Here is a 15424-nt window from a genome sequence, read left to right as displayed (position 1 = left end):
GAAGTGGCCGATTCAGGCAGGCAGCCCCCCCGCCGCCGCGTCCCCGGGCCCGCCCGGCCCGTGCGCCCGGGCAACCAGCAGCGCCGCCCGGGCCCCGGCGGCCGCCCCGCCGCGCAGCGCCGCCCGGGCACCCCCCGGCAGCCGGCCGCGCCCTCCATCCGCCTGGGCAGCCCCCGCCCCCGGCTGCGCATGGTGAGCCTCGCGCTGACCCTGGTGATGATCGCCTTCGTCGTACGGCTGCTCCAGGTGCAGGCCGTCGACGCGAGCGAGTACGCGGCCAAGGCCGACCAGAACCGCTATGTCGGCCGGGTGCTGGCCGCCGAGCGCGGCGGGATCACCGACCGCAACGGCGTCGACCTGGCGATCAGCACGGACGCCAACGACATCACGGCCGACCCGACGATGTTCACCCGCAAGCAGCTCAAGGTCGACGACGGGCCCGAGCAGGCGGCCGCGCTCCTCGCGCCGATCCTCGGCGCGGACCAGGAGACGATCGCCGACAGACTGCGGACCCAGAACACGCGCTATGTGCTGCTCGCGCGCCGCCAGACCCCCCAGGTCTGGAACCAGATCAGCGACCTGAAGACCGCGCTCGTCAAGAAGGCCAGGGACGAGAAGGGCACGGTCAACGTGCTGGCGGGCGTCTTTCAGGAGCCCAGCAGCAAGCGCGTGTACCCCAACGGCGACCTCGCCGCCGGGATACTCGGCTGGGTCAACTCCGAGGGCAAGGGCGGCGGCGGTGTCGAGCAGCAGCTGAACAAGTACCTGGCGGGCAAGGACGGCAAGATCCGCTACGCCCAGTCCGGCGGCCGTCTTGTGCCCACCGCGGGCTCCACCGAGACGCCCGCCGTGGCCGGTTCCGACGTGGAGCTGACCATCGACCGGGACATCCAGTGGGCCGCCCAGAACGCCATCACCGAGCAGGTGAAGAAGTCCAAGGCGGACCGCGGCTACGTGATAGTGCAGGACACCCGCACCGGCGAGGTCCTCGCCATGGCCAACTCGCCCGGCTTCGACCCCAACGACCTCACCGAGGCGAACCCGGACGCCCTGGGCAACGCCTCCCTCCAGGACGCCTACGAGCCCGGTTCCACCGCCAAGGTCATGTCGATGGCCGCCGTACTGGAGGAGAACGTCGCGACCCCGGGAACGCACGTCACCGTGCCCAACCGGCTGCACCGCGGCGACCGCCTCTTCAAGGACGACATCAACCACCCGACCTGGTACCTGACGCTCAACGGTGTGCTCGCCAAGTCCAGCAACATCGGCACCATCCTGGCCACCGGCGAACTCGGCAGGAACCAGCGGGAGTCCAACCAGATCCTCTACTCGTACCTGCGCAAGTTCGGCATCGGCGGCTACACCGGCCTCGGCTTCCCCGGCGAGACCAAGGGCATCCTCGCGGCGCCCGGCGACTGGTCGACCTCGCAGCAGTACACGATCCCTTTCGGCCAGGGTTTCTCGATCAACGCCCTGCAGGCGGCCTCCGTCTACTCGACGATCGCCAACGGCGGTGTACGCGTCGAACCGACCCTCGTACGAGGCACCAAGGGGCCCGACGGCCGCTTCGTCTCCGCCACGAAGCCCGACAGGACGCGGGTCGTGAGCGAGAAGACGGCGAAGACCCTCGCCCGGATGCTGGAGTCCGTCGTGGACGACCAGGAGGGCACGGGCACCAAGGCCCGTATCCCCGGCTACCGGGTCGCGGGCAAGACGGGTACGGCCAACCGTGTGGATCCGGCCACCGGCCGGTACCACGGCTACACCTCGTCGTTCGCGGGGTTCGCGCCCGCCGACAACCCGCGGATCACCGTCTACTGCTCGATCCAGAACGCCACCGAGGGCAGCTACTTCGGCGGCCAGATCTGCGGGCCCATCTACAAGGAGGTCATGGAGTTCGCCCTGAAGACCCTTCAGGTCCCGCCGACCGGGGGGAAGCCCGCGAACCTGCCCGTCACCTTCACCCCCTGACCCGTCTCCCGACCACATCCTGATCCGCCCACTGATCAGCGCAACCTGCCAGGGACCGCCCCGTGACCATGATCACTCCCGACCCCGGGAACCACGCATCCCAGCGCCGCTCGCACAAACCCTCGCTTCGCTCCGGCGGGGGTGCGCCCGGTACGCTCACCGCCGTGCCACACGCCGATCAGTCCCAAACCACCCAGAAGGGCGTTTCCGTGACCTACCCGGGGCCGCCTCGGCCGGTGCATGTCTCCGCCACACCCCTCGCGGAACTCGCCGGTCAACTGAGTGCCGAGCAGCCCGTGAGCGCGGACGCCGTCGAGGTCACGGGCATCACCCACGACTCGCGCGCCGTCCGTCCCGGCGACCTGTACGCCGCCCTGCCCGGCGCCCGCCTGCACGGCGCCGACTTCGTGACCCAGGCCGCCGGCCTCGGCGCGGTCGCCGTGCTCACCGACCCGAGCGGCGCCGAGCGCGCCGCCGCCACCGGGCTCCCCGTGCTCTCGGTCGAGAACCCGCGCGCGCGGATGGGCGAGCTGGCGGCCACGATCTACGGCCGCCCGGGCCGCGACCTGCTCCAGATCGGCATCACCGGCACCTCCGGCAAGACCACCACGGCGTACCTCGTCGAGGGCGGGCTGCGGACCGTGCGGTCCACCGGTCTCATCGGCACGGTCGAGACACGTATCGGCGACGAGCGCGTCAAGTCGGAGCGGACCACCCCCGAAGCCACCGACCTCCAGGCCCTGTTCGCGGTCATGCGTGAACGCGGCGTCGACTCGGTCGTCATGGAGGTGTCCAGCCACGCCCTGGTGCTCGGCCGCGTCGACGCCTGTGTCTTCGACGTCGCGGTCTTCAACAACCTCAGCCCGGAACACATGGAGTTCCACTCCGGCATGGAGGACTACTTCCAGGCCAAGGCACAGCTGTTCACGCCGGAACGCAGCAGGCTCGGCGTCGTCAACCTCGACGACGAGTACGGCCGCCGGCTCGTCACACAGGCCACGGTCCCGGTCGTCACCTTCTCCGCCGAGGGCCACCCCGACGCCGACTGGCGCGCCGAGGACGTCCAGGTCGGCCCGATGGACTCGACGTTCACGGCGGTCGGGCCCAAGGGCGAGCGGATCGCCGCACGGGCGCCGCTGCCGGGCACCTTCAACGTCGCCAACACCCTCGCGGCCGTCACCGCGCTGGCCACCGCCGGGCTCGACCCGCAGACCGCCGCCGACGGCATCGCCGAAGTACCGGGCGTGCCGGGCCGCCTGGAGCGCGTGGACGCCGGACAGCCGTACCTCGCGGTCGTCGACTACGCGCACAAGACGGACGCCGTCGAGTCGGTCCTCAAGGCGCTGCACAAGGTCACCGAGGGCCGGCTGCACATCGTGCTCGGCTGCGGCGGCGACCGGGACCGCACCAAGCGCGCGCCGATGGGCGCCGCCATGGCCCGGTACGCCGACACCGCCGTACTGACCTCCGACAACCCCCGCTCCGAGGACCCCCTCGCGATCCTCGCGACCATGCTCGAAGGAGCCGCGTCCGTGCCGGTGCACGAGCGCGGCGAAGTGCTCCTGTTCGAGGACCGGGCCGCCGCGATCGCGGCGGTGGTGGCCCGCGCACAGCCGGGTGACACCGTGCTGGTCGCGGGCAAGGGCCACGAGCAGGGCCAGGACATCGCCGGCGTGGTACGTCCCTTCGACGACCGCCAGGTGCTTCGCGAAGCTATCCAGCAGACCCAGGGATGAACTTGTGATCGCCCTCTCTCTCGCCGAGATCGCAGAAGTCGTCGGCGGGCAGACCCACGACATACCGGATCCGTCGGTCCAGGTCACCGGACCCGTCGTCCGGGACTCCCGTGAGGTGGAGCACGGCAGCCTCTTCGTCGCCTTCGTGGGCGAGCGCGTGGACGGACACGACTACGCGGCCACGGTCGTCGAGGCGGGCGCGGCAGCGGTGCTGGCGTCCCGTCCCGTCGGTGTGCCCGCGATCGTCGTGGCGGACGTCCAGAGCGCTCTCGGCGCCCTCGCCCGGCATGTGGTCCTCAAGCTCGGCGCGACCCTCGTGGCCCTCACCGGCTCCGCGGGCAAGACCAGTACCAAGGATCTCGTCGCCCAGGTGCTCCGGCGCAAGGCGCCGACCGTGTTCACGCCCGGCTCCCTCAACAACGAGATCGGGCTGCCCCTCACCGCGCTCAGCGCCACCGAGGAGACCCGTTTCCTCGTCCTGGAGATGGGCGCCCGCGGCATCGGCCACATCCGGTACCTCACCGAGCTGACGCCGCCGAAGATCGGCCTCGTCCTCAACGTCGGCACCGCCCACATCGGCGAGTTCGGCGGCCGGGAGCAGATCGCCCAGGCCAAGGGCGAGTTGGTCGAGGCCCTGCCCCCGGCGAGCGACGGCGGCGTCGCGGTCCTGAACGCCGACGACCCCCTCGTACGGGCCATGGCGTCCCGTACGAAGGCCAGGGTGATCCTCTTCGGCGAGTCCGGCGAAGCGGACGTACGCGCCGAGAACGTGACGCTGACGGACGCCGGACAGCCCGCCTTCAGGCTTCACACACCCTCCGGTGCAAGCGATGTGACCATGCGCCTGTACGGTGAGCACCACGTGTCGAACGCGCTCGCCGCGGCCGCCGTCGCCCATGAGCTGGGCATGTCCGTGGACGAGATCGCCACCGCGCTCTCCGAGGCGGGCTCCCTCTCCCGCTGGCGCATGGAGGTCACCGAGCGCCCGGACGGCGTGACGGTCGTCAACGACGCCTACAACGCGAACCCCGAGTCCATGCGAGCGGCTTTGCGCGCGCTCGCGGCCATGGGCAAGGGGCGGCGTACTTGGGCGGTGCTCGGCAGGATGGCCGAGCTCGGGGACGAATCGCTCGCCGAGCACGACGCGGTCGGACGGCTCGCCGTCCGGCTCAATGTCGGCAAGCTCGTCGCGGTCGGGGGCAGGGAAGCGTCCTGGCTGCAACTGGGCGCATATAACGAGGGTTCGTGGGGTGAGGAGTCGGTGCACGTGTCCGACGCACAGGCGGCGGTCGACCTGTTGCGCAGTCAGTTGCGCCCGGGAGACGTCGTACTCGTGAAGGCGTCCCGGTCGGTGGGGCTCGAGAGCGTGGCCCAGGCGCTGCTCGACAGCGGCATCGAGGGTGAGGTTGCCGCCCGATGATGAAGCAGATCCTGTTCGCGGGAGTCATTGGCCTCTTCCTGACCATGGTCGGCACTCCGCTGCTGATCAAGCTGCTCGCCCGCAAGGGCTACGGCCAGTACATCCGGGACGACGGCCCGCGCACGCACGGCAGCAAGCGCGGTACGCCGACCATGGGCGGCATCGCCTTCATCATGGCGACGATCGCCGCGTACTTCCTGTCCAAGCTGATCACGGGCTACACGCCGACCTTCTCCGGTCTGCTGGTGCTCGGCCTGATGGGCGGCATGGGCCTCGTCGGCTTCCTCGACGACTACATCAAGATCGTCAAGCGCCGCTCGCTGGGCCTGCGGGCCAAGGCGAAGATGGCCGGCCAGCTGATCGTCGGTATCGGCTTCGCGGTGCTCGCGCTGCAGTTCCCGGACGCCCGCGACCAGACGCCGGCCTCCACCAAGATCTCCTTCGTCCAGGACTTCGGCTGGACGATCGGCCCGGTGCTCTTCGTGATCTGGGCGCTGTTCATGATCCTCGCCATGTCGAACGGCGTGAACCTGACCGACGGTCTGGACGGTCTCGCCACCGGCGCCTCCGTGCTCGTCTTCGCCGCGTACACGTTCATCGGCGTCTGGCAGTTCCAGGAGTCCTGCGCCAACACGCTGACGCTGACCAACCCGGCCGCCTGTTACGAGGTACGAGATCCACTCGACCTGGCGATCGTGGCCTCCGCGCTGATGGGCGCCTGCCTCGGCTTCCTGTGGTGGAACACCTCGCCGGCCAAGATCTTCATGGGTGACACCGGTTCGCTGGCCCTCGGCGGCGCGCTCGCCGGTCTCGCGATCTGCTCCCGCACCGAGCTGCTCCTCGCGCTCCTCGGCGGTCTGTTCGTCCTCATCACCATGTCGGTCGTCATCCAGGTCGGCTCGTTCAAGCTGACCGGCAAGCGGGTCTTCCGCATGGCCCCGCTCCAGCACCACTTCGAGCTCAAGGGGTGGTCCGAGGTCCTTGTCGTGGTCCGCTTCTGGATCATCCAGGGCATCTGCGTGATCGTCGGACTGGGCCTCTTCTACGCGGGATGGGCGGCCGAGAAGTGACCGACTGGCAGGGCAGGCGCGTCACCGTCGCCGGGCTGGGCGTATCCGGCATCCCGGCGGCCAAGGTCCTGCACGGCCTCGGCGCGGCCGTCACGGTCGTCAACGACGGCGACGACGAGCGCGCCCGGGCGCAGGCCGCCGAGCTGGAGGCGCTCGGCATCACCGTGCGCCTCGGCGACGGCGCCACCCTGCCCGAGGGCACCGAACTGATCGTCACCACCCCCGGCTGGAAGCCCGACAAGCCCCTGTTCGCCGCCGCCCGTGAGGCCGGTCTGGAGATCTGGGGGGACGTCGAACTGGCCTGGCGGCTGCGCGGGCCCGACGCGGCCCCCTGGCTGGCCGTCACGGGCACCAACGGCAAGACCACGACCGTCCAGATGCTCGCCTCGATCCTGAGGGCGGCGGGCCTGCGCACGGCCGCCGTCGGCAACATCGGCGTCTCCCTGCTGGACGTCGTCCTGGGCGACGAGCAGTACGACGTGCTGGCCGTGGAGTTGTCGAGCTACCAGCTCCACTGGGCGCCCTCCCTGCGCGCCCACTCCGCCGCCGTCCTCAACCTCGCCCCCGACCACCTCGACTGGCACGGCTCCATGGAGGCGTACGCCGCCGACAAGGGCCGTATCTACGAGGGCAATCGCATCGCCTGCGTCTACAACGTGGCCGACAAGGCCACCGAGGACCTGGTGCGCGCGGCGGACGTCGAAGAGGGCTGCCGGGCGGTCGGGTTCACGCTCGCCGCGCCGGGGCCGTCCCAACTCGGCGTCGTGGAGGGCATTCTGGTCGACCGCGCCTTTGTCGAGGACCGGCAGAAGAACGCCCAGGAACTCGCCGAGGTCGCGGACGTCCGCCCGCCGGCCCCGCACAACATCGCCAACGCCCTCGCGGCAGCCGCCCTCGCCCGGGCCTTCGGGGTGCCCCCCAAGGCCGTACGGGACGGGCTGCGGGCCTTCACGCCGGACGCGCACCGCATCGCGCACGTGGCCGACGTGGACGGCGTCGCGTACATCGACGACTCCAAGGCCACCAACACCCATGCCGCGCAGGCCTCGTTGGCGGCGTACGAGTCGATCGTGTGGATCGCGGGCGGCCTCGCCAAGGGCGCGACCTTCGACGAACTGGTCGCCGGTTCGGCGAAGCGGCTCCGGGGTGCCGTGCTGATCGGCGCGGATCGCGCCCTGATCCGCGAAGCGCTCGCGCGACACGCGCCCGAAGTGCCGGTCGTCGACCTCGACCGGACCGACACTGGGGCGATGCTCGCGGCTGTCCGCGAAGCGCGAGCGCTGGCGCGAGCGGGCGACACAGTGCTGCTGGCGCCGGCCTGCGCTTCCATGGACATGTTCGTCAACTACAACAAGCGCGGGGACGCGTTCGCGGAGGCCGTGCGCGAACTCTCCTCCGCGGACGGCTGACCCGGCCCGGCTTCGCCTGGCGGCGCCGGGTGAACTGGGAGGGACACGTGACACGGATGTGGTGGGTGCGGACGCCCTCCCCCAGCGGGGAAGGCACCGCCGATGCCCAGTAGCCGGACCAGCCGTGCACCCCTGCAACGCGTCACCCGGCGGCCCCCCGTCTCCCGTCCGCCGCGCGAGAACCCGGTGCGGCGGCTTCGCGCCCGGGCGCGCAAGGCCTGGGACCGGCCGCTGACCGCGTACTACCTGATCCTCGGCGGCAGTCTGCTGATCACCGTGCTGGGGCTGGTGATGGTCTACTCGGCCTCGCAGATCACGGCCCTGCAGAAGTCGCTGCCGGGGACGTTCTTCTTCCGCAAACAGTTCCTCGCGGCCGCGATCGGCACCGTGCTGCTGTTCCTGGCCTCGCGGATGCCGGTGAAGCTGCACCGGGCGCTGGCCTATCCGATCCTGGCCGGCTGTGTCTTCCTGATGGCCCTCGTGCAGGTGCCGGGGATAGGGCAGTCGATCAACGGCAACCAGAACTGGATCGCCATCGGCGGCTCCTTCCAGATCCAGCCCAGCGAGTTCGGCAAGCTGGCGCTCGTGCTGTGGGGCGCCGACCTGCTGGCCCGCAAGGAGGACAAGCGGCTGCTGGCGCAGTGGAAGCACATGCTGGTGCCGCTCGTCCCGGTGGCGTTCATGCTGCTCGGGCTGATCATGCTCGGCGGCGACATGGGCACCGCGATCATTCTCACAGCCATCCTCTTCGGCCTGCTGTGGCTGGCCGGGGCGCCGACGCGGCTGTTCGTGGGCGTGCTGTCCATCGCCGGCTTCATCGGCTTCGTCCTCATCCGCACCAGCGCGAACCGGATGGCCCGCCTGGCCTGCCTCGGAGCCACCGAACCCCGCACGGACGGCGCCGACTGCTGGCAGGCCGTACACGGCATCTACGCCCTCGCCTCGGGCGGAATCTTCGGTTCCGGCCTCGGCGCCAGTGTGGAAAAATGGGGCCAACTCCCGGAAGCACACACCGACTTCATCTTCGCCGTCACCGGTGAGGAACTGGGTCTCGCGGGGACGCTGTCGGTGCTCGCCCTCTTCGCGGCCCTAGGCTATGCGGGTATCCGCGTGGCCGGACGCACGGAGGACCCCTTCGTCAGGTATGCCGCGGGAGGCGTGACCACCTGGATCACCGCTCAGGCAGTGATCAACATCGGTGCGGTGCTCGGTCTGCTGCCGATCGCCGGAGTCCCCCTCCCGCTGTTCTCCTACGGAGGTTCCGCCCTGCTGCCGACCATGTTCGCCATCGGGTTGCTGATCGCCTTCGCACGCGACGAGCCCGCTGCGCGGGCGGCGCTCGCCATGCGGCAACCCCGCTTTGGTAGAAAGCGTGGCGGCGGCCCTTCGGGGCCCGGGAGATGGAACACGATGCGACGGCGTGCCTCGGCACGTTCGTCCGGAGAGCGGTGAATTTCGGTGCATGTCGTACTCGCCGGTGGCGGAACCGCCGGTCACATCGAGCCCGCGCTCGCGCTCGCGGACGCCCTGCGCAGGCAGGACCCGACCGTGGGCATCACGGCCCTGGGTACGGAGCGCGGCCTTGAGACACGCCTCGTCCCCGAGCGCGGCTACGAACTCGCGCTGATCCCCGCCGTACCCCTGCCGCGCAAGCCCACCCCCGAGCTGATCACCGTGCCCGGCCGGCTGCGCGGCACGATCAAGGCGACCGAGCAGATCCTGGAGCGCACCAAGGCGGACGCGGTCGTCGGCTTCGGCGGCTACGTAGCCCTGCCCGGCTACCTCGCCGCCAAGCGCCTCGGCGTCCCGATCATCGTCCACGAGGCCAACGCCCGTCCCGGCCTCGCCAACAAGATCGGCTCCCGGTACGCCGCCAAGGTCGCCGTCTCGACCCCGGACAGCAAGCTGCGCGACGCCCGCTACATCGGCATCCCGCTGCGCCGCGCCATCGCCACCCTCGACCGGGCCGCCGCGCGCCCCGAGGCCCGCGCGCTGTTCGGCCTCGACCCCAACCTGCCGACGCTGCTGGTCTCCGGCGGCTCCCAGGGCGCCCGCCGCCTCAACGAGGTCGTCCAGCAGGTCGCCCCCTACCTCCAGCAGGCCGGGATCCAGATCCTGCACGCCGTCGGCCCGAAGAACGAACTGCCGCAGGTGCACCAGATGCCGGGAATGCCCCCATACATCCCGGTACCGTACGTGGACCGGATGGACCTCGCGTACGCCGCGGCCGACATGATGCTCTGCCGCGCGGGCGCGATGACCGTCGCCGAACTCTCCGCCGTCGGGCTCCCCGCCGCCTACGTCCCGCTGCCCATCGGCAACGGCGAACAGCGGCTGAACGCCCAGCCGGTGGTCAAGGCCGGCGGCGGACTGCTGGTCGACGACGCGGAACTGACCCCCCAGTGGGTCCAGCAGACCGTCCTGCCCGTCCTCGCCGACCCGCACCGGCTGTACGAGATGTCCCGCGCCGCCAGCGAGTTCGGCCGCCGGGACGCCGACGACCTGCTCGTCGGGATGGTGTACGAGGCGATCGCGTCGCGCCGTGGACACCATTAGGGAACGGATCGGCGAGTGAGCCGAAGGGGCGCGTCGGTGTCGAGAGGCCGAGCACGGTCGGGCGCTCGACACCGGCTGAGGCGCCCCGGAGGTGAACCGAGCCAGGAGAGGGAGTGCGCGTGGCCGGACCGACCACCGCCGAACGCGGCGCAGACGAGGATCTGGACCACGGCCCGCCGCCGCGGCGGCGGCTCCCCGGCCCCCGGGCGCTGATCGCCGCCGCGATCGCCCTGGTGCTGCTCTCCGGCGCCTCGCTCTGGATCCTGTACGGCTCCTCGTGGCTGCGGGCCGAGCGGGTGTCCGTGTCGGGCACCCGGGTGCTGACCGGCGCCCAGGTGCGCGCGGCGGCCGAGGTGCCCCTCGGCGAGCCGCTCGTTTCCGTCGACACCGAGGCGATCGAGTCGCGATTGCTCCGGAAACTGCCCCGAATCGACTCGGTTGAGGTCATCCGTTCCTGGCCTCATGGAATCGGGCTGAAAGTGAGCGAACGCACCGCGGTGCTGATTGTCGAAGACACTGAAAATTCGGGCAAGTACGTCGAAGTGGACGCGAAAGGTGTTCGTTTTGCCACGGTTTCGCGCCCCCCGAAGGGTGTTCCCGTACTGGAATTGACGGTGGCCCGGTCGGGTTCGTCCGCCGCCAGTCTGCGGCGATTCGGTGAGGACCGGCTCGTCCGGGAGGCCGTGCGGGTCGCCGATGCCATTCCGGCCGCGGTCGCGCGCGAGACTCTTGCCGTCAGAGTCCGTTCCTACGACTCCGTCTCGCTGGAGCTGAGCGAGGAACGTACGGTCGCGTGGGGGAGTGCGGAGAAGGGGCGCGCGAAGGCCCGTGCGCTCACCGCCCTGATGAAAGCCGCCCCGGACGCCGGGCACTTCGACGTGAGCGTTCCCACCGCGCCCGCGTCATCAGGGAGTTGACGCGCATCCGCGCAGGCCAGCACCCTGGTTGGGCACCGCTATGGCTGATCACATAGGGTGAAAAGAAAAACGGGAGGTTCGGCGTGTTCGTTGAACGTGCGCCACTTGTCGACTTAGTGTCCTGTTCGGAAGAGTCCAAGGAACAGACACACTGGTAACCCTAAACTTCAGCGTTAGGGTTCGGGTCGGCGTTCGGACCGTCCCACTTCGGCATCAGTCGTCGGATCGCGGGTCCCTCGCGAGGCGTCGACACGTAACTCGAGGCGAGAGGCCTTCGACGTGGCAGCACCGCAGAACTACCTCGCAGTCATCAAAGTCATCGGTGTCGGCGGCGGTGGTGTCAATGCCATCAACCGGATGATCGAGGTCGGTCTCAAGGGCGTCGAGTTCATCGCCATCAACACCGACGCGCAAGCTCTGTTGATGAGCGACGCCGACGTCAAGCTCGACGTCGGCCGTGAACTCACCCGCGGACTCGGCGCCGGCGCCAACCCCGCGGTCGGCCGCAAGGCCGCCGAGGACCACCGCGAGGAGATCGAGGAGGTCCTCAAGGGGGCCGACATGGTCTTCGTGACGGCCGGCGAGGGCGGCGGCACCGGCACCGGCGGCGCGCCCGTCGTGGCCAACATCGCACGCAACCTCGGCGCCCTCACCATCGGCGTGGTCACCCGCCCGTTCACCTTCGAGGGCCGGCGCCGCGCCAACCAGGCGGAGGACGGCATCGCCGAGCTCCGTGAAGAGGTCGACACCCTCATCGTCATCCCCAACGACCGGCTGCTGTCCATCTCGGACCGCCAGGTCTCGGTCCTGGACGCCTTCAAGTCCGCCGACCAGGTCCTGCTCTCCGGTGTGCAGGGCATCACCGACCTCATCACCACGCCCGGTCTGATCAACCTCGACTTCGCCGACGTCAAGTCCGTGATGTCCGAGGCCGGTTCGGCGCTCATGGGCATCGGCTCGGCCCGCGGCGACGACCGCGCGGTGGCCGCCGCCGAGATGGCGATCTCCTCGCCGCTCCTGGAGGCCTCCATCGACGGCGCCCGGGGGGTGCTGCTCTCCATCTCCGGCGGCTCCGACCTCGGCCTGTTCGAGATCAACGAGGCCGCTCAGCTGGTCAGCGAGGCCGCCCACCCCGAGGCCAACATCATCTTCGGCGCGGTCATCGACGACGCGCTCGGCGACGAGGTCCGGGTCACCGTGATCGCGGCCGGGTTCGACGGCGGACAGCCCCCGGCCAAGCGGGACAACATCCTCGGTTCGGCCACCGCCAAGCGCGAGGAGCCCACGCCGGTACGGTCCACCGAGACCCGCCCGTCCTTCGGCTCGCTCGGCAGCGTCAAGCCGAAGGAGGAGCCGGCGCCCGCCCCGGAGCCGGTGAACGACCTTCCGGTCTCCCCGCCCGTCCCGCCGTCCCGGTCCTACTCGGACAGCGCGGCGGAGGAACTGGACGTGCCGGACTTCCTCAAGTGATAGGACAGCGCGAGAACGCGAGCGGCGCGCACTTCGCCTTCACCGACCGGTGGGGCGGGGTGAGCGCCGCTCCGTATGAGGAGCTCAATCTCGGCGGGGCGGTCGGGGACGACGCCGCCGCCGTGACGACGAACCGGGAGCTGTCCGCCAAGTCGCTGGGCCTGGAGGCGGACCGGGTCGTCTGGATGAACCAGGTGCACGGCGCGGACGTGGCGGTGGTCGACGGACCGTGGGGTTCGGACGACATCCCGTCCCTCGACGCGATCGTCACCACCCGGCCGGGTCTCGCGCTGGCCGTGCTCACCGCCGACTGTGTGCCCGTCCTGCTGGCCGACCCCGTCGCCGGGGTCGCGGCCGCCGCCCACGCGGGCCGGCCCGGCATGGTCGCCGGGATCGTCCCCGCCGCTGTACGGGCCATGATCGAACACGGTGCCGACCCCGCCCGGATCGCGGCGCGCACGGGACCCACCGTCTGCGGCCGGTGCTATGAGGTGCCCGACACGATGCGCGCCGAAGTGGCCGCCGTCGAGCCGGCGGCGTACGCCGAAACCAGTTGGGGTACGCCCTCGGTCGATGTGAGCGCCGGAGTCCACGCCCAGCTGGAGCGACTCGGGGTGCGCGACCGGGAGCAGTCGCCGGTCTGCACGCGGGAGTCGCCCGACCACTTCTCGTACCGCCGCGACCGCGCCACAGGGCGACTCGCGGGATATGTCTGGCTGGACTGATGGGCATGACGGACCGAACGGCACAACTCGCCGAGAACCTGGCGAAGGTGGAGGACCGCATCGCGGCGGCGTGTGCGGCCGCGGGGCGCAAGCGTGACGAGGTGACCCTGATCGTGGTCACCAAGACCTACCCCGCGAGCGATGTGCGGATCCTGTCGGAACTCGGTGTGCGTCATGTCGCCGAGAACAAGGACCAGGACGCGGCGCCGAAGGCGGCTGAATGCTCGGATCTGCCCCTTGTGTGGCATTTCGTAGGGCAATTGCAGACCAACAAGGTCCGTTCAGTGGTGAGTTATGCGGATCTCGTGCAGTCAGTCGATCGTTCCAGGCTTGTCACGGTTCTGTCGAAAGAGGCCGTTCGGGTCGGACGTGAGGTGGGATGTCTCATCCAGGTCGCGCTCGATGCCGATGAGAACGGTCGGGGCGAGCGAGGTGGCGTCGGCCCGGGCGGAATCGAGGAGTTGGCCGACCTCCTCGCGGAGTCTCCGGGGTTGCGGGTCGATGGTCTGATGACCGTCGCGCCACTCACCGGGGAGTACGCGGGACGGCAACGGGCCGCGTTCGAGCGGTTGATGGATTTGTCGACCCACCTGCGCCGAGCCCATCCGGCTGCGAACATGGTCTCGGCAGGGATGAGTGCGGATCTTGAGGAGGCCGTGGCCGCCGGGGCGACACTTGTACGCGTCGGCACTGCGGTACTCGGAGTCCGTCCCAGGCTCGGGTAACGTCGCCAAGAAGTCGGACCACAGCAGAAAATATGGTCATTCCGCCGAAAGGCGGGCGCAACGACCTCGTGGATCGCGGGCACTTGGGAACTCGTCGGTCGATCCACCACAGAGCGGAGGACTCAGAGCATGGCCGGCGCGATGCGCAAGATGGCGGTCTACCTCGGCCTCGTGGAGGACGATGGGTACGACGGCAGGGGATTCGACCCCGATGACGACTTCGAGCCCGAGCTCGACCCGGAGCCCGAGCGGGATCACCGCCGGCACGAGCCGGTGCATCAGGCGCACCAGTCACACCAGTCCCAAAGGGACGAATCGGTACGAGTGGTGCAGCCCCCGGTGCAGCGCGAACCGGTGTCGCACGCCACTTCGCTTCCCGTGGAAGCGATGCGACCCGCCCGGATCGCGCCCGTGGCATCCATCACACAAGACCGTTCCAGCCTGGAGAAGAACGCACCGGTGATCATGCCCAAGGTCGTGTCCGAACGAGAGCCTTACCGGATCACCACGTTGCACCCCCGGACCTACAACGAGGCCCGTACCATCGGGGAACACTTCCGTGAGGGCACCCCGGTGATCATGAATCTGACTGAGATGGACGACACAGATGCGAAGCGACTTGTCGACTTTGCGGCCGGTTTGGTGTTTGGTCTTCACGGCAGCATCGAGCGGGTGACGCAGAAGGTGTTTCTGTTGTCGCCTGCTAACGTCGATGTCACGGCGGAGGACAAGGCCCGTATCGCAGAGGGCGGGTTCTTCAACCAGAGCTGAGACGCACGACCGGAACAAGACATGGAACAGGGGAGAGGGAAGCACGGATCATGAGCGTGGTTTGGCAAGTGCTCTGGGTCGCTCTGATGTGTTTCCTCATCGTGCTGATCTTCCGGTTGGTCATGGACTACGTGTTCCAGTTCGCCCGCTCGTGGCAACCCGGCAAGGCGATGGTGGTCGTTCTGGAGGCCACCTACACTGTCACTGATCCACCGCTCAAGCTTCTGCGGCGGTTCATTCCGCCGCTGCGTCTCGGGGGCGTGGCGCTCGACCTGTCCTTCTTCGTACTGATGATCATCGTCTACATCCTGATCTCCGTCGTGGGCGGACTCGCGACGTGATGGTGGACGATCCGGTCTTGCCGACTGCCGATGACTACGTTGAGGTGAAGAGATGCCGTTGACCCCCGAGGACGTGCGGAACAAGCAGTTCACGACCGTCCGCCTCCGAGAAGGCTATGACGAGGACGAGGTCGATGCCTTCCTCGATGAGGTCGAAGCCGAACTGACGCGCCTGCTCCGCGAGAACGAGGACCTGCGCGCCAAGCTGGCCGCAGCCACGCGCGCTGCCGCCCAGAATCAGCAGAACATGCGCAAGCCCCCCGAGCCGCAGGACCAGCAGGGCGGTATGCAGCAGCCCGGTGGGATGCAGCAG

Annotated in this window: 14 protein-coding genes; all 14 read left to right on the top strand. The window is 69.7% G+C overall.

The genetic code is table 11. The features are described from left to right. The first annotated feature begins 3 nt into the window (after nt 1-3). Nucleotides 4-1971, top strand: a complete 1968-nt coding sequence (locus I8N67_RS35170; RefSeq protein WP_504740755.1) for a peptidoglycan D,D-transpeptidase FtsI family protein — start codon at nt 4-6, stop codon at nt 1969-1971. Nucleotides 1972-2033: 62 nt separating this feature from the next. Continuing rightward, nucleotides 2034-3707 carry a UDP-N-acetylmuramoyl-L-alanyl-D-glutamate--2,6-diaminopimelate ligase gene (locus I8N67_RS35165; RefSeq protein WP_372443872.1) on the top strand — a complete coding sequence of 558 codons (1674 nt, stop codon included), beginning with the start codon at nt 2034-2036 and terminating at the stop codon, nt 3705-3707. Between the two features lie 4 nt (nt 3708-3711). Further along, nucleotides 3712-5127 (top strand): UDP-N-acetylmuramoyl-tripeptide--D-alanyl-D-alanine ligase, encoded by a 1416-nt coding sequence (locus tag I8N67_RS35160; protein WP_200308349.1) that lies wholly within the window; start codon nt 3712-3714, stop codon nt 5125-5127. Next, the gene (gene mraY, locus I8N67_RS35155; protein ID WP_200308348.1) at nt 5124-6197 is read left to right on the top strand and encodes a phospho-N-acetylmuramoyl-pentapeptide-transferase; all 1074 of its coding nucleotides are present in this window, start codon (nt 5124-5126) and stop codon (nt 6195-6197) included. The genes I8N67_RS35160 and mraY overlap by 4 nt, the downstream gene beginning before the upstream one ends. After that, nucleotides 6179-7606, top strand: coding sequence for a UDP-N-acetylmuramoyl-L-alanine--D-glutamate ligase (gene murD / locus I8N67_RS35150; protein ID WP_200308347.1), 1428 nt, complete (start codon nt 6179-6181; stop codon nt 7604-7606). The genes mraY and murD overlap by 19 nt, the downstream gene beginning before the upstream one ends. Before the next feature lie 102 nt (nt 7607-7708). Beyond that, nucleotides 7709-9058 (top strand): putative lipid II flippase FtsW, encoded by a 1350-nt coding sequence (gene ftsW, locus I8N67_RS35145; protein WP_200308346.1) that lies wholly within the window; start codon nt 7709-7711, stop codon nt 9056-9058. A gap of 6 nt (nt 9059-9064) precedes the next feature. After that, complete coding sequence (murG, locus tag I8N67_RS35140; protein ID WP_200308345.1) at nt 9065-10162, top strand: undecaprenyldiphospho-muramoylpentapeptide beta-N-acetylglucosaminyltransferase; 1098 nt, start codon at nt 9065-9067, stop codon at nt 10160-10162. A gap of 119 nt (nt 10163-10281) precedes the next feature. Continuing rightward, nucleotides 10282-11079, top strand: a complete 798-nt coding sequence (locus I8N67_RS35135; RefSeq protein WP_200308344.1) for a cell division protein FtsQ/DivIB — start codon at nt 10282-10284, stop codon at nt 11077-11079. 279 nt (nt 11080-11358) lie between these two features. After that, entirely contained in the window at nt 11359-12549 is a 1191-nt protein-coding gene (gene ftsZ, locus I8N67_RS35130; protein WP_200308343.1) for a cell division protein FtsZ, read from the top strand. Continuing rightward, nucleotides 12546-13274 carry a peptidoglycan editing factor PgeF gene (gene pgeF, locus I8N67_RS35125; RefSeq protein ID WP_200308342.1) on the top strand — a complete coding sequence of 243 codons (729 nt, stop codon included), beginning with the start codon at nt 12546-12548 and terminating at the stop codon, nt 13272-13274. Before ftsZ ends, pgeF begins: the two co-directional genes overlap by 4 nt. A gap of 5 nt (nt 13275-13279) precedes the next feature. Next, nucleotides 13280-13999: a YggS family pyridoxal phosphate-dependent enzyme gene (locus I8N67_RS35120; RefSeq protein ID WP_200308341.1), complete on the top strand. Its 720-nt coding sequence runs from the start codon at nt 13280-13282 to the stop codon at nt 13997-13999. Between the two features lie 129 nt (nt 14000-14128). Then, nucleotides 14129-14770, top strand: coding sequence for a cell division protein SepF (locus I8N67_RS35115; protein WP_200308340.1), 642 nt, complete (start codon nt 14129-14131; stop codon nt 14768-14770). Between the two features lie 50 nt (nt 14771-14820). Beyond that, on the top strand, nt 14821-15111 hold the full coding sequence (locus I8N67_RS35110; RefSeq protein ID WP_200308339.1) for a YggT family protein: 291 nt from the start codon (nt 14821-14823) through the stop codon (nt 15109-15111). Between the two features lie 52 nt (nt 15112-15163). Next, on the top strand, nt 15164-15424 hold a 261-nt coding region (locus I8N67_RS35105; RefSeq protein ID WP_200308338.1), incomplete at its 3' end, for a DivIVA domain-containing protein.

It is taken from the genome of Streptomyces adelaidensis (genome assembly GCF_016598475.1).
Lineage (GTDB): Bacteria > Actinomycetota > Actinomycetes > Streptomycetales > Streptomycetaceae > Streptomyces > Streptomyces adelaidensis.
This window is presented reverse-complemented; position numbering and strand designations above follow the sequence as displayed.